The organism is Halobellus ordinarius (genome assembly GCF_031823395.1).
Lineage (GTDB): Archaea > Halobacteriota > Halobacteria > Halobacteriales > Haloferacaceae > Haloquadratum > Haloquadratum ordinarius.
Window position 1 is genome coordinate 457,720 of record NZ_JAVQKJ010000003.1, and the last position, 19,018, is coordinate 476,737.

The 19,018-nt window shown below is 63.9% G+C and carries 21 protein-coding genes; 12 read left to right on the top strand and 9 right to left on the bottom strand.

Annotated features, from left to right (window positions below; translation table 11 throughout):
- Nucleotides 1–273 precede the first annotated feature (273 nt).
- Nucleotides 274–918 carry a DUF7095 family protein gene (locus tag RJT48_RS05710; protein ID WP_311171278.1) on the top strand — a complete coding sequence of 215 codons (645 nt, stop codon included), beginning with the start codon at nucleotides 274–276 and terminating at the stop codon, nucleotides 916–918.
- A gap of 39 nt (nucleotides 919–957) precedes the next feature.
- Here RJT48_RS05710 and RJT48_RS05715 read toward each other — a convergent pair whose 3' ends face one another.
- From RJT48_RS05715 to RJT48_RS05730, 4 genes are all read right to left on the bottom strand, one after another.
- Nucleotides 958–1,767, bottom strand: a complete 810-nt coding sequence (locus tag RJT48_RS05715) for a class I SAM-dependent methyltransferase (RefSeq protein WP_311171279.1) — start codon at nucleotides 1,765–1,767, stop codon at nucleotides 958–960.
- A 5-nt stretch (nucleotides 1,768–1,772) separates the two neighbouring features.
- The gene (locus RJT48_RS05720) at nucleotides 1,773–2,603 is read right to left on the bottom strand and encodes a deoxyribonuclease IV (protein ID WP_311171281.1); all 831 of its coding nucleotides are present in this window, start codon (nucleotides 2,601–2,603) and stop codon (nucleotides 1,773–1,775) included.
- A gap of 66 nt (nucleotides 2,604–2,669) precedes the next feature.
- Nucleotides 2,670–3,497: a lipoate--protein ligase family protein gene (locus RJT48_RS05725; protein ID WP_311171282.1), complete on the bottom strand. Its 828-nt coding sequence runs from the start codon at nucleotides 3,495–3,497 to the stop codon at nucleotides 2,670–2,672.
- Nucleotides 3,498–3,781: 284 nt separating this feature from the next.
- Nucleotides 3,782–4,168 (bottom strand): hypothetical protein, encoded by a 387-nt coding sequence (locus RJT48_RS05730; protein WP_311171283.1) that lies wholly within the window; start codon nucleotides 4,166–4,168, stop codon nucleotides 3,782–3,784.
- A 187-nt stretch (nucleotides 4,169–4,355) separates the two neighbouring features.
- On the opposite strand from RJT48_RS05730, the gene RJT48_RS05735 reads away from it, so the two are divergent.
- From RJT48_RS05735 to RJT48_RS05755, 5 genes are all read left to right on the top strand, one after another.
- A complete protein-coding gene (locus RJT48_RS05735) occupies nucleotides 4,356–5,261 on the top strand; it encodes a serine/threonine-protein kinase RIO2 (protein WP_311171284.1) in 906 nt (301 codons plus the stop codon).
- Nucleotides 5,262–6,324: 1,063 nt separating this feature from the next.
- Nucleotides 6,325–6,687 carry an alpha/beta hydrolase family protein gene (locus RJT48_RS05740; protein ID WP_227133030.1) on the top strand — a complete coding sequence of 121 codons (363 nt, stop codon included), beginning with the start codon at nucleotides 6,325–6,327 and terminating at the stop codon, nucleotides 6,685–6,687.
- Between the two features lie 68 nt (nucleotides 6,688–6,755).
- Nucleotides 6,756–7,046, top strand: a complete 291-nt coding sequence (locus RJT48_RS05745) for an ArsR/SmtB family transcription factor (RefSeq protein ID WP_227133031.1) — start codon at nucleotides 6,756–6,758, stop codon at nucleotides 7,044–7,046.
- Nucleotides 7,047–7,191: 145 nt separating this feature from the next.
- Nucleotides 7,192–7,461, top strand: a complete 270-nt coding sequence (locus RJT48_RS05750) for a DUF8036 family membrane protein (protein ID WP_007344095.1) — start codon at nucleotides 7,192–7,194, stop codon at nucleotides 7,459–7,461.
- Between the two features lie 97 nt (nucleotides 7,462–7,558).
- Nucleotides 7,559–9,235, top strand: coding sequence for a transposase (locus RJT48_RS05755; protein ID WP_345784731.1), 1,677 nt, complete (start codon nucleotides 7,559–7,561; stop codon nucleotides 9,233–9,235).
- 195 nt (nucleotides 9,236–9,430) lie between these two features.
- Here the strand turns inward: RJT48_RS05755 and RJT48_RS05760 are convergent, their stop codons facing one another.
- Nucleotides 9,431–10,285, bottom strand: a complete 855-nt coding sequence (locus tag RJT48_RS05760; RefSeq protein ID WP_311171285.1) for a geranylgeranyl reductase family protein — start codon at nucleotides 10,283–10,285, stop codon at nucleotides 9,431–9,433.
- 234 nt (nucleotides 10,286–10,519) lie between these two features.
- A complete protein-coding gene (locus RJT48_RS20875; protein WP_486617179.1) occupies nucleotides 10,520–10,621 on the bottom strand; it encodes an NAD(P)-binding protein in 102 nt (33 codons plus the stop codon).
- Nucleotides 10,622–10,743: 122 nt separating this feature from the next.
- Between RJT48_RS20875 and RJT48_RS05765 the strand changes: the two genes are divergently transcribed.
- Together RJT48_RS05765 and RJT48_RS05770 are read left to right on the top strand one after the other, a co-directional pair.
- On the top strand, nucleotides 10,744–11,220 hold the full coding sequence (locus RJT48_RS05765; RefSeq protein WP_311171286.1) for a DUF5793 family protein: 477 nt from the start codon (nucleotides 10,744–10,746) through the stop codon (nucleotides 11,218–11,220).
- 68 nt (nucleotides 11,221–11,288) lie between these two features.
- Nucleotides 11,289–11,918 (top strand): uracil-DNA glycosylase family protein, encoded by a 630-nt coding sequence (locus RJT48_RS05770; protein ID WP_311171287.1) that lies wholly within the window; start codon nucleotides 11,289–11,291, stop codon nucleotides 11,916–11,918.
- A 348-nt stretch (nucleotides 11,919–12,266) separates the two neighbouring features.
- On the opposite strand, the gene RJT48_RS05775 is transcribed toward RJT48_RS05770, so the two are convergent.
- Nucleotides 12,267–13,289, bottom strand: a complete 1,023-nt coding sequence (locus RJT48_RS05775; protein ID WP_311171288.1) for a DnaJ domain-containing protein — start codon at nucleotides 13,287–13,289, stop codon at nucleotides 12,267–12,269.
- A 192-nt stretch (nucleotides 13,290–13,481) separates the two neighbouring features.
- On the opposite strand from RJT48_RS05775, the gene RJT48_RS05780 reads away from it, so the two are divergent.
- Together RJT48_RS05780 and RJT48_RS05785 are read left to right on the top strand one after the other, a co-directional pair.
- Nucleotides 13,482–14,489: an MBL fold metallo-hydrolase gene (locus RJT48_RS05780; protein WP_311171289.1), complete on the top strand. Its 1,008-nt coding sequence runs from the start codon at nucleotides 13,482–13,484 to the stop codon at nucleotides 14,487–14,489.
- A gap of 26 nt (nucleotides 14,490–14,515) precedes the next feature.
- On the top strand, nucleotides 14,516–14,803 hold the full coding sequence (locus RJT48_RS05785) for a DNA-directed RNA polymerase subunit L (RefSeq protein ID WP_311171290.1): 288 nt from the start codon (nucleotides 14,516–14,518) through the stop codon (nucleotides 14,801–14,803).
- Nucleotides 14,804–14,906: 103 nt separating this feature from the next.
- Here the strand turns inward: RJT48_RS05785 and hisF are convergent, their stop codons facing one another.
- Complete coding sequence (hisF, locus tag RJT48_RS05790) at nucleotides 14,907–15,719, bottom strand: imidazole glycerol phosphate synthase subunit HisF (RefSeq protein ID WP_311171291.1); 813 nt, start codon at nucleotides 15,717–15,719, stop codon at nucleotides 14,907–14,909.
- Between hisF and RJT48_RS05795 the strand changes: the two genes are divergently transcribed.
- Nucleotides 15,700–16,218, top strand: coding sequence for a hypothetical protein (locus RJT48_RS05795; protein ID WP_311171292.1), 519 nt, complete (start codon nucleotides 15,700–15,702; stop codon nucleotides 16,216–16,218). The two genes, hisF and RJT48_RS05795, sit on opposite strands and share 20 nt — an antisense overlap.
- A gap of 275 nt (nucleotides 16,219–16,493) precedes the next feature.
- Complete coding sequence (locus RJT48_RS05800) at nucleotides 16,494–16,658, top strand: DUF7550 family protein (protein WP_311171293.1); 165 nt, start codon at nucleotides 16,494–16,496, stop codon at nucleotides 16,656–16,658.
- A gap of 105 nt (nucleotides 16,659–16,763) precedes the next feature.
- Here RJT48_RS05800 and purL read toward each other — a convergent pair whose 3' ends face one another.
- Nucleotides 16,764–18,953, bottom strand: a complete 2,190-nt coding sequence (gene purL, locus RJT48_RS05805) for a phosphoribosylformylglycinamidine synthase subunit PurL (RefSeq protein ID WP_311171294.1) — start codon at nucleotides 18,951–18,953, stop codon at nucleotides 16,764–16,766.
- Nucleotides 18,954–19,018 lie beyond the last annotated feature (65 nt).

Consider the following 19,018-nt stretch of genomic DNA (forward strand, 5'->3'; position numbering starts at 1 on the left):
GGAGGATACCGGTTTCGTCTCGGAAAGGGTGTCTATCCGACAAAGGGAACGTGTGACACCCACCAAAGGGGGGAGAGGGGGATGGGGGAAGGCACCCCGGGCTGTGTTGCCCCGAGAGGTCACCGAAACGGTGATCGATCGACACCCCCGAGGTGCCGAGTAGGGCTAAGGAAAGGTCAGTAAAAACACCTCCGGAACTGCGCGCTGACGATGCACGGGGAACCTCCCTGCCGCCGCCGAAACGCATTCCTCTACACGGGGCGACACCCGGGTATGGACCGTGCGAACGCGCTGGATCGGGTCGAAGCGATTCTCGACGCCGTCGATTCGGAGCCGCTTCCGGTGCCCGTCCGCGAGGTCTGGGTCTACGGCGACGTCGCCCTGGGGCTCGACCCCGTCGAGCGCCTGAACGTGTACGTAACGAAGGATCTACTCCTCGGCGGGGACAGCGAGGCCGGCGCCGAGTTCGAGGCGACGCACGGCGTGAAAGGCATCGGCCAGAGCGTCTCCGCGGCGTGGGCCGAGGCGTACCCCGACCGCGTGCGGACGAACGGCAGCGGCCACGCCGCACCCGAGAAGTGTCTCGCCGCGCATCTCCTGCCGGACGACGAGCCGATCCACCTGGAAGTGTGCAACGCCTCATTCGAGGACAACGTGCGACAGCGGCTGAAAGGCGCCGTCGCCCGCGACGCCTACGAGGAGATTCTGGACCCTCGCGGCGTCTGTCTGTACGCCGAGGGACAGCATTCGGACTCGGCATTAAAAAAGCTCCGCGGCGGCGAACTCGTTTTCCCGACCCTCTCGGAGTCGCTGTCGATGCTGGGGCTGGATTCCGAGGTCGCCGACGAGGCCGCCGAGACGCTTCGCGAGTACCGCGCGACACAGTCCGGGCGGACCGTTCGCGGCGACGTGGTCTGACGGTCTCCCGTCTGCGCTTCGTTCCGCGCGCCGTCAGGGCTACGCCCCGCCGTCGACGCGGCCGACGACGACGTCGAAGGGGACCACCTCGGCGCGGCGGTACGTTCCCTCGCGCATCGCCTCGACGACGGCACGGCCCATCTCCCGCCATTCGTCGCGGAGGACGTCGTACTCGTCGGGCGATAGCGCCCGCCGGAGTTCCGTCTCGTGTTCGACGAGCGCGTCGCCGCGTGCCTTCCGGGCGGCCGCCGCCATCGATTCCTCGTCGTATGGCGGTTCGATCACCTTCCGGTGGTAGTGCCGGCGGGTCGCGACCGGGGTCAGCCCCGCCTCGCGGAACAGCGAGGGGAGCTGATCGCCGAGCGCGACGTCGGTTTCGACGCCCGCGATGTAGGCCTCGCGGACGCGCTGCTCCAGCGTGACTTCCGCGGCGACGGTCGAGTCGACGCCGACGTCCGAATTGTCGGGTTCGATGGCGGCCACGAGGTCCGTCGAGCACTCCCGGAACGCACGAAGCGCAGCCACCGGGTCCGGGAGGTTGACCAGGAGGGCCTGACAGACGACCAGATCGAAGGCGTCTCGAAAGAAGGGCGGCCGTGTGGCGTCACCGACAACGACGTCGAGGCCGGTCTCCCCGTGGGCCACCGAGAGCAGGTCCGGGTCGGCGTCGAGACAGACCACCTGCCCCGGCGATTCGGCATCGAGGACGCGCGCGAGTTCGCCGGTTCCGGCGCCGGCGTCGAGAATCCGCTTTCGGTCGGCGAGCGACAGGGGGTCGAGTGCCTCACGGGAGCCGTCCCACAGTCCTTGACGCGTCCGCCGCAGATACTCCGGCGAGAACTGCCGCACGCGCGCTACTCCTCGCGTAGGTCGCGGGTCCGCTCGATGTTCCAGGCGAAGCCCTTGTCGTCCTCGTTCGGCGTCTCCAGCACCAGCGGCACGTCGTCGACCGCGGAGTGGTTGACGAACGCGCGCATCCCGGGCTCGCCGATCAGCCCCTCGCCGATGTGGGCGTGTTCGTCCTTGTTGGTTCCACATTCGTGTTTGGAGTCGTTGAGGTGGACGCAGGCCAGGTTGTCGAGGCCGACCTCCGCGTGGAACTCCTCGAAGGTTTCGTCGACGCCCTCGGGCGTCGAGAGGTCGTAGCCCGCGGCGAAGGCGTGAGCGGTGTCCAGACAGGTTTCCAGATCCTGGGTGCTCTCTTCGAGCACGTACCCCAGGTGGGCGAAGTCGTCGCCGAGTTTCGTGCCCGATCCGGCGTCGGACTCGACGAGGACGGTGACGTCGTCGGGGATGTCGAGTTCGTCGAGCGCCGACACCGCGTTGTCGAGTCCCTGCTGTTCGCCAGCGCCGGTGTGCGCTCCGAGGTGGACGTTCACGTACGGGATCTCGAGCGCCGCCGCGGCGTCGACCTCCCGCTGCATCGAATCGATCGACTTCTCCCGCAGGCCGTCTTTGGGCGTACAGAGGTTCACGAGGTACGAGGAGTGGATGACCCAGGGGCCGACGTCGTGTTCGGCGCTACGTTCGCGGAACGTCGCCGCGTCGTCCTCGTCGAGGTCGGGATTCTGCCAGACCTGGGGAGAGTGGGTGAAGATCTGTCCGCAGTTGCCGCCGTCGTCGAGTTGTCGATCCACGGCCTTTGCGACGCCGCCGGCGATCGACTCGTGTGCTCCAACTCGCATACCGCGTCACAGTCGCCCCGGGAGTAAAGCGACTTCGGAGTCGGCAGCGACCCGTCGACGGACCGATCAGGAGCGGTCTTCCGGCCGACGCCGGACCCACTCGTCGGTGGCGTACTTCTCGTCGGCCCGCTCGCGTGCCCGTTCGAGTTCGTCGTCGGTCCACGATCCGTCTGCGGCGTCGGCCCACTCGCCGAGCGCAGATTCGACCGCGTCGACCATCTCGGGCCGCGAGACGTCGGCGAGTTCGTCGACGCCGACGACCCGTTCGCGGAACTCCGCGGGGTCGACGTCGTGGCCGTCGAACACCGCGAGGTGGGCGGCCGCTCCGACGGAGTACGTCAGCGATCCGTGCTGGATGACCGCCTCGCGGCGACGATACTGCGCGTTGCCGCTGATCTTCCGGCCCTCGGCGACGATATCGTGGGCGGGATGGAGCGCGCGGAGGTAACACGCCGGCGACCAGATCTCCGGAATCGACTCCGGGACGTAGTCGGCGTCGATCCCGAGCCGATCGAACGCATTGAGAATCGGTTCACAGAGCAGGTGATACGCGTCGAGCAGATCGCCCGGGAGTTCGGCCTTCGGCGCGACGATCGAATAGGAGACGTCGCCGTCGACGTCGTGGTAGATGCCGCCGCCGCCGGTCTGTCTCCGCGTGACCGAAATCCCGGCGTCCGCGCAGTGGTCCCAGTCGACGGTCTCTGGATCCTGGCCGTAGCCCAAAGAGAGGGTGCTGGGCTGCCAGCGATAGACCCGGACCGTACGTGGCCCGCCGTCGGCGGCGGTCTCGGCGGCGATCTCGTCGAGCGCCATCTGCATCGGCCCGTTACGTGCATCCTCGCGAATCAGCCGCCACTCCCGATCGGCGAGCGGTCCAGCCCTTGTGTCAGCCATACTCGACGCTACGGCCGGCGTGTAAAAGCGGTTTCGTCGGCCGACGAACGATCCAGCCGTGCTATCGTCCGGTGGATCCTCACCTACGGTTCGGACACCGTCATTCGCTTGTTCATACTGTCGGACATCCGTTCTCTGGCGTCGGTATACCGGAGTGCTGAGGAGGGACAGATAGCTACTCGACAGAATCAGTCCGCGCTTTCGGCCGGGTACCGGAACCTCGATTTTCGGAAAGCAGCTGAATCCGACTCCGGTATTTTGGAACTGAGAGCGCTATCGACCCTTCAGTTCGCTGCTGTTCGCGTGTGTCCGGCCGATTCGGACGGTGTGTTCAGGTAGAGATAGAGCAACACGAGGATCAAGACGACCTGAACGGCCTTATCGACGTAGTCGACCACCCCATACTCCGATTTGGCCACGATCCAGAGCGGGATCTGGACAGCGGTATACGGAATCCCAACGAGAGAGAGCAGTCGCCGCCGAAAGTCGAGGAAAAATAGCACAAGCGCACCAGCATAGCCGACGCCTGCGAGTGCAACGGGGATGCGTCCCTCGACGACGCCAGCATACACGTGGAGAGCCCCGGTGATAACGACTAACGCAACTGCCAGCCACTGGAGTTGCGTGAGTGATCCGATCCGACTCGCCGAATTGTTTTGTGTGCTTTCCACAATACTATGTTGTGAGCGAGGGGGCAATAAGACCTGTCATCATTCCTCTGTTTACCAGCAGAGACGCTGACTGAGCGGTATGCTAGTCTCATCTACGCGAGAGTAGATTTGATATAGCGGTATACGATACATTCCGTCGGCAGCCGGACTCGCGGCCCTTTTACGCGTCGCTACCCTGTCCTGCTGTATGGTGCGGAACGTCGCCGGCATAATGGCCGAACTCGAACCCGAGGATTTCTACGTGCTGTCCGGCGTCGAGCAGGGGATGCGCTTCTCGGAGTGGGTCAACCGGGAGAAACTTCCCGATCTCTCGAATCTCACACCCGAGGAAGTCGAGTATCGGCTCGATCGGTGTGCCACCCGGGGGTTGATCGAGCGAAAGACGATTCAATACGAGGGGTACACCCTCACTGCCGAAGGGTACGACGCCCTCGCGTTGCGGACCTTCTCCGAACGCGAAACGATCGAAGGCGTCGGCGCACCCCTGGGTGTCGGCAAAGAGAGCGACGTGCTGGAGGTGCAGTCCTACCGCCCGCTCGCGCTGAAGTTTCACCGCGAGGGGTACACGAACTTCCGGGAAGTGATGCGGGAGCGCGACTACACGGCCGACAACCAGCACGTCTCGTGGCTCTACACCGCGCGAAAGGCTGCCGAACGGGAGTACGAGGCCCTGGAAGCGCTCTATCCGGACGTCTCCGTCCCTCGACCGATCGATCAGAACCGCCACGCGATCGTGATGGCGAAACTCGACGGCGTCGAACTGGAGCGGGCGAAACTGCAGGAAGAACAGGCCGTCGGCGTCTTGGATCTCATCCTCGACGAGATGGCGACCGCCTACGATGCGGGGTACGTCCACGCTGATATGAGCGGGTACAACGTCGCCGTTGGCGAAGGGGGCGTGACGATCTTCGATTGGCCGCAGGCAGTCACAACCGATCACGAAAACGCCCGGGAACTGCTCGCGCGGGACGTCGAGAACATCATTTCGTACTTCAGACGAAAATACCCCGCAGAGATCCCCGATATCGACGCTGACAGCGTCGCCGACAGCGTCGCTGCCGGCGAATTCGAGACGGTCCGCGACCACGGATAGCTTCTTCCGAGCGCGCCTCCGGGGAATGGCCGGTCTCGACTATCGTTGGGTGGAATAAACTACATAGTGCAATATGAAATCGAATCAGGCAGTAGTTGAGACTGGCGCTCTCAATGCATACGCTCTGGGCGATACAGTATTATCCCAATCCAACATCATTTGTCAATATCGGGCGTTCTGCATGAACTGGAATGAATTTGTGCCTAACCTGTGGCCGATTTCGGCAATCGACTAAGTCAGTTCCCCGGTCAGTACGATCTGTATGTCATCGGGCATCTCTCGGAAAGCGTTTCTTCGCGCAACTGGAGTCGCACTTGCTGCGACTATCGCAGGGTGCAATAGCACAACAGACAACAGCGGACCGAACACCAATACACAGACCTCTCCTGAGACTTCTCCGCAATCCGAACAACAGAATGACGACTCTCCGACGTTCGGAAATTTCTACGTCGGCAACGCAAACACAAGCAGTAGTACAGTCATCGACGGACGTGCTGAAGTCGTATATACACGGCCCGATACGGCCACCGACAAGTCACCCGTCGTAATGGTGCCTGGCCTCGGATTGTCACCGTACATTTACCGGACGACACCTGACGGTCGACGCGGCTGGGTGGAGTACTTTGCCGAAGCTGGCCATCCAGTGTATGTATTCAACCCGCCTCGAAACGTCGATTCAGGTGGCTTAGACACTGCTGCCCTCCAGAACTCTGACTCCGCGTCACTCTCTCGGTGGTCTATCGATCGAGCATGGCCGACGTGGGGGTTCGGACCTGAAGTCGGTGACCCATACGAGGACGTTCGATACCCGGTTGAGTCGGTCGACCAACTCGTTGCGTCATTCCCCGCATACGTTAGCACTGGTGGCGGAGGTGGCGGTAGACAAAGTGGGGGCCAGACGGGTGGACGTGGCGGCGACCAGAACTCCACACCTGCGGATTCCACTGAGACAGCAGCTGGAACCCAGACTGGGTCGACTACCGGAGGTGGCGGTGGGAGTCGGTTCGCACCACCCCAAGAGACTGCCGCCCTAGAGGCGCTTCTCAACCGTGTTGGTCCGGCAGTGCTGCTCGTTCACTCAGCGGGCGGTAGTTCCGGATTCACAGTTGCACAAGCTGCGCCGGACCTCGTTGAACGGATCGTCGCAGTTGAGCCGGTCGGTGCGCCGACTGACCCGCAAACTGTGGCGGAGATGGGTGGTGATGCACCGTTCATGGGCGTGTATGGCGATTATGTCGACGAGCGTGGGCAGACTGGTCGCAAGGAAGCGACCCAGACAACTGCAGAGCTCGCAGGAGAGACAAGTCCCGCATCGACGCTGCTTAGCCTTCCGGACGAAGGGATATCCGGAAATACACATCTCATGATGCAAGACGACAATAACGGTGAAATCGCTGATCGGATTATCTCCTGGATTAGTGACTGATTTGAGGCCGTAGTATCGTTCGGCCCGAGACAGAATGTATTTGCACCGACCAAATGAATACTCGATAGATGCGGCAGTTGCTCTGGTGGCTCATTGGTGGGTCTCGTGGAGGCCGAAATCGGCTTCGTATCCTCCGCGCACTCAACGACCAGCCACGAAACACCAATCAATTGTCGAATGACCTAGGTTTGAACTACAAAACAGTGCAGCACCATCTCGAAGTCCTCGAGGAGAGCAATATTGTGACCACGGAGGGTGACAATTACGGGCAGATGTACTTCCTCTCAGACAGAATGATGAACAACCTCGACATCATGGAAGACGTGGCGGAACAGGCCGGAGTTGATGATGATTCGTAACTGGATCAAGGGTCCACTTGGAACGACAGTAGCGAGTGCGACCGCCGCGAGTGGTATCGCACTCTTAGTCGCACTATTCACATCAGTTCCGTCCCATGGCCCTCCGTCGAGGGCTCTGTCCTCCCAGGTTGAACTGCTCATTCGGATGGAGGTTTTCTTTACCACCCTGAACCTCGTGTTACTGGTGGCACTCGCAGTCATCTACGTGCAGCTTTATCGCGATCTTCCGAACAAGTACACAGCAAGCCTGCTTGTGCTAAGCCTCGCGCTGCTCCTATACGCGGGTACGTCAAATCCAGTAGTACACAACGTCTTCGGCTTCCGCCCTCGCCCAAATATCGGCGCTTTCGTGTTTCTCCCGGACTTCTTCATCGGACTTGCCATCCTAGTTCTCCTCTATCAGAGCCAGACCTGAGTTCGAATCAATTTTTCAGAGGTCTGAGGTGGCTTTCATAGACTGATTTCGTTCACCGATTAGACGGACTCTTTAGCCTCTCCAGCTATCTCCTGATGTGGGTGTGACGCGTGAGTCACGCCGGACTGTCTTCCGTCGAATTGCTCGCCAACCGACTATCAAGTGGCCAGTCTATACTTCAAACCCGCTGTATGACCGCGCTTCACTTGCCGGATTAGAGTCGGATATTCGCGCCGTCGCAGGAGCTTGGTTCGATCACGTCCACCACGAGTCAGTTGAGAAGTTCGTTTGCTCACTTCCGCTAGCGTATTTTCAGTTCAACGTACACGACCGCTACGTGGGACCAACTCGCTACGAGATTGACACACTATTTCGGTTATTCGTTCTGAAGGAACTCCACGGGTGGGAGCACGAGACCGCACTCTGCGAGTACCTCGAAAGCCATCTCGAACTCTGTGAATGTCTTGGGCTGGGTGCCGTTCCCGACCAATCGACACTCTGGCGCACCTGGCACACGCGCTTCAACGATGAGCTTCGCGAGACGGTCCAGAAAGCGGCTCGAACGATTCTCATCAAAGCGCAGAACGCCGACGTCACCGTCCCCCGCGAACCAGAGCAGATCCTCCCGGCTCGTTGCGATGACGTGGACGAATCGGTTCCAGACGACCGAGCCATTCTGGACAACGCCGATAGAGTCACCGAGCACGTCAGCCGTGTCGTGTTCCCTGCGTTCTCGCTCAATCGTGGCGAGGGCTGTGAGGTCCACGAGCACGCTTTTTGGGACCTACAGACGTATCTCGGACTGCGCGAGCGGCTGGCTGCAAACGAGGGTGCTCGCAGTTTCGTCCACGAGTCAACGCGGGAGCGGACACCACTCGGGCACGCTCACCGCGACCACATTCGAGATTTCTCTATTGAACGGATTCGAGAGATGTACCGGCAGGCGATCCGGTACCTCCTCGACGAGGTCGCAGAGACAGAGGAGTTCTTCCGCGCCGGTATCGTCGCCATCGACATTACTGAAGCCGACCCTTTCACGGGCGATAGAACGGGCCACAAGGACGAAATCATCGGGACAAAAGAGCAAACTGACGAATACGCCTATCAATGGGCGACGGTCCAGCTGGTCGGCAATGCCGTCCCAATCGTGCTGGACGCGCGCCCCGTCCGAAAGGGGGAGGCACGACTGGAGATCGTCGAAGACTTGCTCGATTCGGCTGAGGACCTCGTTCACGTCGATAACGTGCTGATGGACCGGGAGTTCGATAGCCAGCACGTCTTAGAGATGATCAGCCAACGCGGGCTCTCTTACGTCGTTCCGAAGCGGATGCAGACCAGCGAAAAGGCTCAGGCTAAGCGGTTGCTCCAGCGCGACCAGGACCGGTATGAAACCGACCGCAAGCTCCATCTGGGCAAGAACGAATGGCACGAGACGACGCTGATCTACCGTCGGAAAGAGAACTCCGAACACGACGATCACCGGCAGTACTCGGTGTTCATGACGAATAGAGGGAGTGGACACCTCACTGAGTACGGCTATCGGTGGGAAATCGAAAGCGGCTACAAGTCGATCAAACGCTTCATGGCTGCCACCACGTCGAAGAATTTCGTGCTTCGGTTCTTCTACTTCGCGTTCGCGTGTCTCCTGTACTCGATCTGGCGTGCTGTTGACCTGCTCGTCCAGGTCGAACTGACTGGCGAGTACGAACATGCGCCAATCGTGACGGCCGACAATACGCTCACGCTGCTGAAGAAGGAGACCGGAATCGGGTAGATAGCCGCTCATCCCGGGCTAATGCCGACTTTCTAAGTGGCAACGCTGCCGGTGATCTCAGAAATTCACGGATATAGTTGATAGCACGACAGGAAGGCCGCTTGAGAGTCGATCTGACGTAGTTTCTCGCCGCGAATTCGGTCGAAACCACGCATCACAGCCCCGCTAAACCCACTGTAGTCTCAACTTCCCGAATCAGGGGATCACGCCGTTACGTGTGTACTCCCAGTTGTCGGTGTACGCCTCGTGGAGGCGTGAGAGCATCCCGCGGCCAGGAGCGACGGACACGACAGTCGGGTGACGGAGGAGTCGCACAGCGACGCGACGGGGCGACCGAGTGAGTGCCTCGACCGTCAGGCCGTCGAGGGTCCGGGTGATGGCCGCGAGCAGCTCCGGATCCTCGTGTTCGACCCACGCGCCGCGCATCAGGTGTGCCAACCGGTACTCCGGTTGCATCAGCTCGTACAGACGGTCGGGGTACGTCTCCGGCCGCCCCTCGATGATGGCGGCGGCGGCACAGTAGGCGGATCTGATCGCCTGGACGATTCCCTCGCCCTGATACCGGTTTGCGATCCCGGCGGCGTCGCCGACGAGGAGCACGTTCCGCTCGGGACGGTAGGTCTCTGCGGGATCGAGACTTGGGACCCGGGGGATGGTGTAGACGTTCGTCTCGGCGCGGTCCGGAACGGGAATGCCGTTGCGGCGACAGGCGGCCGAGAGCGCCGCGAAGTAGTCGTCGGGTCGCTCCTCGCCGGCCCACCCGATCCCGACGTTGGCTCGTGTCTCCGACTTCGGAAAGAGCCACGCGTAGCCGACGTATCCCTCGAAGAAAGTCCGCGGGTGCGAGACCAGTCCGGCGAAGTCGCCCTCAACGTCGGCGTTGAGCGCGACTATGTTGCCCGTGTATGCGCCGGCATCGGCGAACGTCCGGACCGACAGCGAGGGCTGCCCGGTGGCGTCGATCACGTAGTCGTGGGTCCGACACAGCTCCCGGAACTCGTCGGGACTGACCGCCTCGTCGGCCCGAATCTCGGCACCCTTGTCGGCCAATCGCTCGGCCCACTGCTGTTCGAGGAGGTCGCGGTCGGTGATATACCCTAGCGGACAGTCGAACCGGGCCGTGGCGATCGGTTCATCGCTTGGCCCGTGGGTCCGGTCGCGGTAGATCCGGAGATCGAAACCGTCGACATCGTTCCGGAAGCCGTTCGCCGGCGTCTTCGCCAGCGGAACGACCGACGCGTCGTTGATCGCTTCCCCGCAGTTGACTCGTTTCCCGTCGTACGGCTAGCGTTCGAAGAGCGTCACCTGGGCGTGCGGCGCGAGCCGTTCGGCTGCGGCGAGTCCCGCGACGGCGCCGCCGACGATCGCGATCGATCGCTCGACCATATCCGACCCAAGCGCCGGAGCGAAAAACACGTTGTCGGATCGGACACTCGCATTCGTGGCGACGTCCCGTCTGACGCGGGCGTTACGTTCATACCCGATGACGTCTAATCTCGTAGTACGGAATGAGGCGTGACTACTTCGAGTTGGACGTCGAAAACGTCGAGTGGGTCAAAAACGACGGCGACCCCGAGAAGCCGCTGGTCCGGATCGATTTCCACGGCCCCAGCGGCGTACTGGAGCGGCAGCTTTCGGATCCGTCAGGGTCGTATCTCGACGCGGGCGAGACAGACGTCGCATTCCGACTCCAGGACCCGGTCGATGAATCGGACGCGACCGGCGTCGTCAGCGTCACGAACCGCATTACCGGTGATTTCGTCTTCGAGCTCAACGAATCCGCCGACGACGTCCTCACCTTCATCCGGGCCGCCCGGGAGTACGGGCGGAACGCCGCCGACGCCGACGACGGCCGCTACCGCGTCGAGGTGCGGATCGACGGCGAGGAGGCGGTCGTCTACGAGAAAGAGACGTTCCTCGTCTACGACGCCGACGGCAACCTCCTGCGGTCACACAGCCTCATCCCCTCGGGCGTCGAACTGTAGCAGCCGCCGGGATTGCCGGGGTGACGACCCAGTATCGATTTAACGCCTCCGCTGTTATCGATCCCATCGTGGAGAACGTAACTGACCGGATAAGCAATCCCTTCGATATGCAGCCGCCGTGTGAGCGGTTCGTTCCGGGATACGGCGACGCTAACGCGGATTTCCACGTGGTCGGCGATCACCCCGGGGTTCACGGCGGCGTCGAGTCTGGCGTGCCGTTTACCAACGACGCAGGGCGCCGGTTGCAGGAGACCTTGGTGGAGGCGGGGCTCCTCGAAACCGCCGGGGAACAGCCCGAATCGCCGCGGACGTATCTCTCGTACATACATATGTGCGCGCCCGAGGACGGCGAGCCGTCCGAGGCGTCCTACGACGACCTCGAACGGTTCTTCGATGCGGAACTCCGTGCGATCGCCGCCCACGTTCTCCTTCCGGTGGGCGCAAGGGCGACGGCGCACGTGCTCGAGACCTACACTGCCCAGGCGTGGAAAACCGAGATCGATATGGAGACACTGCACGCCACGGAGATCCGCGGCAGCGGTTTCCTCGTCTATCCGATCAAGGATCCCGCGGAATGGGACGACGCAGACCACGATCGACTCGTCGAATCCCTCACCGCCCTCCAGAAGACGGACTTTCGCCGAGAGGCCGATCTCGGCCGGTTCAGCGCAGGCAACGACCCGTATCTCGTCCGGTGAGGGAGATCACACAACGCCGCAGCGTCGCCCACGCTGCCCGGTATCCTCACGGTCGATTGCCAAGGAGCCGAAACGTCCGATGATCACCCTGTTTCAGGATTTGAATTTGAATACAAGAATCATATCCGCATAAGATCATCAGATTCAGATACTTCTAGTAGTAATAGTGGTCGATATTGGCTCTATCCAAGTATTTTTGAGCCCATCTATCAAATCTAGCTTTGACGCGCGTGGTCGACTCCACCAGGCGCGTCACAGAAGGACCTGCGAGACTGGTGCTCTCCGCAGTGGCTTGGTCAGTCAGGGGCCACCGTGGCCCCTTCTTCGGAGGGTGCCACCGCGAGCCGTTTAATTGCTTCCAAAGAGCACCCGGCCTGCGTCGACGAGAAACACGACCGTCGCGCCGAGCGGACACGCGACGAGGAGTGCGATCACAGCCCCATCCGGGAGCGAAAGCGCCGGGCCGACCGCGAGTCCGGCCAGTGGCGCGACCGCACCCAATAGATAGAGGTACGCAGTTCCCCGACCGAATGCCAGGACCACAGCCGTGAAAGCCAGCGCCAGTGCCCCGATACCGGCCGGGAACAGAAGCGAGGGTGGCGCCGCGACCGTCGCAGTCCGCAGGACGAACGTGCCCGGGGCGAGGAGCCCGTGTGTCGCGGTCAGTCCAGCCACCGGGTCGGCGCCGACAGCGACCCACAGATCCGCCACCGCGGCGCCGTTCGCGCGGAGGTAGCGTTCGAGACCGGCGAGATAGAGCGCTCCCGCGAGGAGGACGCCGACCCATCCGTACAAAAGCGGGCGTCGCACTCGGGCCCGCCGCTCGGCAGGATCTCCGCCCGGTTCCCTCTCCGCGTTCGACGAAGCCGACGTTCCCGCTGTTTGCGACGTTCCCGCTGTCTGCCACGTATTCCGTCCCCGCGACCGATCGCTGTGGCCGGATGCCGATCTATTCCTGTCGTTGGAAGCCGATCCGCGCCTGTCGCCCGATGCCGATCTGTCCCTGTCGTCGGAAGCCGATCCGCGCCTGTCGCCCGATGGCGATTTTCCCGTGGTGGATCCCGCGCGCTCGGAAGGATCGGCGGATTCGTCGTCCGAGACGCGATCTGCCGGTCGCGACAGATTCATCGTCGGCAGCCCGTCGAGCCGTTTCTGCACGTACGTCGCGTGCCCCATTCGGTCGTAGGCGGCGCGTTCGGTTTCGTCTGAAAGCACCTCGTGAGCCTTCTTGAGCGTCTTGAACTGCGCGTTCGCGCGCGTATCGTCGTTGAGGTCCGGGTGGTACGTCCGGACCTTTTCGCGCCAGGCCTGGTTGATCTCCGCCGTCGAGGCATCCTCCGATACCTCCAGTAGCTCGTAGAAGTCGTCCATCCCCTGGCACCCCGTTCGAGACGGTCCGGATTGAACGTATCGACGGGCGACCGAACCCCGGGGTGGCCCGCCTCGCCGACGCCGGGACTGGATTCATCCTCTGACGCAGGGCTGTGAACCCCTGCCGATCGAAGGCGGAATTCGGCAAACGGGATGGCAATTCTCATAGTCGTTCGTTCCCCTTCAGGTCGTATGGACGTCCACCGGATTCCGCTGGGGAACAACATCTTCGAGGGGCAGAACAACGCGTACCTCCTCGATGGCGAGGTGACGACCCTGATCGACGTCGGGGCGTCGATGCCGGCGGTACGCGCTGACCTGCTCGATGGGCTCGCAGCGGCGGATGTGGCGCTTTCGGACCTCGATCGGATTCTCCTGACGCACTGGCACACTGACCACTGCGGCCTCGCGGGCGAACTCCAGGCGGAGACGGGCGCGGCCGTGTTCGCCCACGAGGCGGACGTTCCGCTCATCGCCGGCGACGAGGACGCGAAAGCGGCCGTCGAGGAGCTCAGAGAGCGGCGGTTCCGGGAGTGGGGCATCCCCGGGGAGAAACTCGCGGAACTCGACGAGTTCCGCGCGAAGTTCGAGACGATGACCGGCGAGGTGGAGAGGGTCGAATCGCTCAGGGAGGGCGACCGAGTCGCCGCCGGGGACGGCGAACTCGGGGTGCTCCACCTGCCGGGACACGCCGCGGGACAGGTCGGATTCACGTTCGAGCGAGCGCCCGACGGGGACGCGACGGACCCGAGCAGGGAGGCCTTCGTCGGTGACGCGATCCTGCCGCAGTACACCCCGAACGTCGGCGGCGCGGACCTGCGAGTCGATCGCCCCCTCAAACAGTACGTCGAGAGCCTCGATCGGCTCATCGACTGCGACTTCGACCGTGTGTGGCCGGGGCACCGCGACCCGATCGGGGACCCCGCAGCGCGGGCGCGGGTCATCCGGGCCCACCACGTCGAGCGGACGCGGCGCGTCGTCGACGTCCTCCGCGAGCACGGCCCCGCGGACGCCTGGACGGTCAGCGCGCACCTCTTCGGGGAACTCGAAAACATTCACATCCTGCACGGCCCCGGCGAAGCGTTCGCGCACCTCGATCACCTGGCGCACGCCGGCGTCGTCGAGCGCGACGGCGACGAGTACCGGCTGATCGAGTCCGATCCGGACGTCTCGGAGTTGTTCCCGAAGACGAAATACTGAAACGCCGTCACCGGTAATGGAGGGGTATGGAACTGCGGGTCATCGACAAGACCGACGAGGAACTCCGCATCGAGGTCGCCGGGGAGGACCACACGTTCATGAACGTGATCAAAGGTGCGCTTTTGGAAACCGAGGGTGTCGCGGCCGCCACCTACGATATGAATCCGGAGCAGTCTGGCGGCCAGACCGAGCCGATTCTCTCGATCAAGACCGAAGCCGGCGTCGACCCGCTGGACGCCCTCGGCGAGGCGTCACGGAACGTTCAGGACACTGTTGACGACTTCTCGGCGGCGTTCGAGGCCGCCGCGCAGTGAAGTACCTCGGGGACAGCCCCCGAGGCACTCACCTTGTCCCGCCGGTAGATTCGATTGCGGATGCCGCGGACGCGAGCGCTTTCTCCGGCCACCCGTCTACCTGCTACAGTCGGACCGGCACGCCGCGTTCGTCGAGATACTCTTTGGTCTCCTGGATGCTGTACTCGCCGAAGTGGAAGATCGAGGCGGCCAGTCCGGCGTCGGCGCCTGCTTCCTCGAACACCTCGTACATATCCTCCGGGCCGCCACAGCCGGAGGAGGCGATGACGGGTGTCGGGACCGTATCACAGACTGCCTTCGTCAGCGGGATGTCGTAGCCGTCCTTCGTGCCGTCGGCGTCGATCGAGTTGACGAAGAGTTCCCCCGCGCCGCGATCTGCGGCCTCGGTTGCCCACTCGACGACGTCGACGTCCGTCCCCTCGCGGCCGCCCTTGACAGTACACTCGAACCAGCAGGACTCGCCGTCGACCTCGACGTAGTGTTCGCCCGCCTCGTCGAAGCGCCGCCGCGCGTCGACGGAGATGACGATACACTGCGAGCCGAAGGCGCGTGCCCCCTCGTCGATCAGGTCGGGGTTCTCGAGCGCCGCGGTGTTGATCGAGACCTTGTCGGCGCCGGCCCGGAGCGTCTCCTTGATGTCCTCCCGTGTCCGGATGCCGCCGCCGACCGTCAGCGGGATGAACACCTCGTCGGCGACGCGTGAGACAGTCTCCAGCATCGTCTGTCGGCCCGCCGCGGAGGCCGTGATGTCGAGGAAGACGAACTCGTCGGCGCCGGCCTCGTTGTACCGCTTTGCCATCTCGACTGGATCGCCGGTGTACTGCAGGTCCTCGAAGTTGACGCCCGTGTAGACCGCGGGGTTCCCGTCGTCGTCGAGGTCGACGTCGATACAGGGGATGATCCGCTTCGTTAACATAGATGGCTCGGGGTACTACCTCCGTCCTCAAAAGGAGTCCGACCCCCGGTGGGTAGCCGATGCTGTCGAGCGCCTGGTACTGTCGGAGGCAGGTCCGGAACGCTGTTCGCCCCGCCGGATGGCCGACAGTATGAACCGCGAGGAATCCTCACCGCCGGCTATGGCGGAGGAGGGCGACACCGACGCGACCGCACCCTGCGGCCGGTGTGAAGAGCCGATCCCGGTGGACGCGACGCGCTGTCCGATCTGCGGCTATCAACCCGCCGGCTCCCGTCCGCAGTTGCTCCGAGCCGCGGAGGTCGTCTTCGGCGCCGTCATCGTGGTCTCCGTGCTGATCTTCGTCGGCGGCGTGGCCGGGATCGCTCCCGGCCTGCCGGCGGACGTCCTCTCGCGCGCGGCGATCATCACGCCATACACGACGGGAATCTCCGGGTTCTTCCTGTATTACCTCCACAGGAAACGACGGGCGACGCCGACGGACAGCGATATCTTCGACTGACGGGCGGCCCGAGCGCGTCGGGAATCCGGCACCCGTCGGCCGGGCGTTTATATACGATACCGCGGCCAGCCAGCCCGTGACCTGAAAGCGGCCGCGACGCGCCTGCGGGTGTGCGACACGACGCGTCGCGGATACGCGGAGCCTCGGCTCCGCAGAGAGTGTGTCGCCTGTTCGCAACCCAGCCATCCACGGCTACGTTCGCACCGCATCGAAGCCGGTCGACCCCCGACAGCAGATCCGGGAGCGTTAAAGTGCGGGCGCCCGACCTCTCGCGTATGACCGACGACCACGGCCACGACGACAGCCACCACGACAGCGACGCCGGCGAGGAACGCGTCACGTCGCCGATGCAATCGTTCGGGACGAGTCAGGTCACGACGGGGCTCGTGATCCTCCTCGTGGGACTCGTCGTCGTCTTCGGGGTTCCGCTCCTCGTCTGAATCAGCGGTGCAGAATCGATCCGCCCGTCGAAACCACCGCTTCTCAGGCTCGGTCCGCCTCGGTCGAGTTCCGTCGTGAGAACGTCCCGGAGCGAGACGATAGTCTCAGTCGAGTTCCGTCGTGAGAACGTCCCGGAGCGACGCGACCGTCTCGGCGTCGATCGCCAGGTTCGTGCCGTCGACCGACAGCGACAGCGTCCCGTCGGCGGTCGCCTCGCCGAGCCTCGTCACGGAAGCAACGTCCGCGAAGGCCGCCTCGACCGCGTCGGGGTCGGTCGTCTCGACGACCGCGCGACCGGGCGTCTCCTCGAACAGCGCGACAGCGTCGTCGACGGCGACGTCCGCGCCGGTCTCCGCGGTGAGCATCTCCGCGAGCGTCACCGCGAGGCCGCCGTTGCTCACGTCGTGTACGGCGAGCGTCGAGTCCCGGTTGGCGACCGTCGCGAGCGTCGAGACGATCTCGTCGGCGTTCTCCGGAAGGGCGGGGAACCGGTCGGAGCCGCCAAGCTGTGCGAGTAACTCCGATCCGCCGAGGGCGTCGCTGCTGTCGCCGACGAGGAGGAGCGTCCCCTCCCCGGCGAAACTGGCGGGCGGCGCGTCGTAACCAGGCTTCGTGCCCACCATCGCCAGTGTCGGCGTCGGCGGAATCGGGCCGGCAGCGGAGTCGTTGTACAGCGAGACGTTCCCGCCGACGACCGGCACCGAGAGGTCCCGGCACATATCCGCGAGGCCGTCGACGACCGCCTTGAACCCGCCGTAGACGTCCGGTTTCTCCGGGTTGCCGCCGTTCAGACAGTCGACGGCGGCCAGCGGCGTCGCGCCCTTCGCGGCGATGTTCGTCGCGTTCTCCAGGGCCACCGCGCGCGCGCCGTCGTACGGAGCGCAGTCGGTCCACGCGGGGACCGCGCCAGCGGAGAGTGCGAGGCCGGTACCGGCCTCGCGGATCGCCAGCAGCGCCGCGTCGTCGCCGGGACGGAGCGCGGTCCGCGCGCCCACCTCGTGGTCGTACTGCCGGTAGACCCACCGCTTGGAGGCGGTGTTCGGCGCGCCGACGACGGCTTCGAATGCAGTATCGAGGTCGATCTCGGGCCGGTCGCGGTCCGGCTGCGTGGGTTCGATAGCGTCGAGGTCGTTCATCGGCGCACCGTCTGCGAGGAACTCCGCCGGCACGTCGACGACCGTCTCGCGCCCTCGCGGTTCACGCCCCTCGCCGCTCGGGTCCTCGGAGGCGCCCTGCGCCTCGCTTCCCTCGAAGGTGCAGACGTAGTTCCCCTCGCTCACCTCGCCGATGACGGAACAGCCGAGATCGTACCTGTCGGCGATCTCGGCGACGGCGTCGACGTCCTCCGGACGGACCTCGTAGCACATCCGCTCTTGAGACTCCGCGAGGATGATCTCCAAGGCGTTCATATTCGGCTCGCGCTGGTGGACGGCGTCGAGTTCGATCCGCGCGCCGAAGCCGCCCTTCGCGACCAGTTCCGAGGAGGCGCCGCCCAGACCTGCGGCGCCGAGGTCCCGGGCTGACTGAACGAGATCCGCTTCGACGAGATCCTCGTTGGCCTCGATGAGTAGCTTCTCCGAGTAGGGGTCGCCGACCTGGACGGCCGGGCGGTCCTCGGTTTCGGCATCCTCCGCGAGGTCCTCGCTGGCGAAGGAGGCGCCGCCGAGCCCGTCGCGGCCGGTCGCGTTGCCGACGAGCACGAGTTTGTTGCCGGCGGCCTGGGCCTCCGCCGTCACGAGGCGCTCCTCGTCGAGCAGGCCGACGCAGGCGACGTTGACCAGCGGGTTCCCCTCGTAGCCGTCGTGGAACTCGACGCTCCCGCCGACCGTTGGGACGCCGATCGCGTTGCCGTAGTCGGCGATCCCCTCGACGACGCCCTCGAAGAGATAGCGGGTGTGCTCGCGGTCGAACCCGCCGAAGTAGAGGCTGTCTTCGAGCGCGATCGGGTAGGCGCCCATCGAGAGGGTGTCGCGGACGATGCCGCCGACGCCCGTCGCCGCGCCGTCGTAGGGGTCGACGTACGAGGGGTGATTGTGGCTCTCGATCCCCATCGTGACGTACGTCTCCGTCTCGGAGTCGCCGTCGTTGTCCGGGACGCGGACGACGGCGGCGTCGTCGCCGGGGCCGACGACGACCTGCTCGCCCTCCGAGGAGAAGGCAGAGAGGAGAGGTCGCGACGAACGGTACGCACAGTGTTCGCTCCAGAGGTTCTCGAACAGCGCGGCCTCAGTCGGGGTGGGGTCGCGCCCGAGTTCGGCCGTCACGAGTTCGCGATCGGAATCCGGCAGGCTCATTCACTTCCCTGTTCAGGAAGGTTCGATTAATGCTTTTCTGTGTGCACGGACGTGCATTCCGCTGG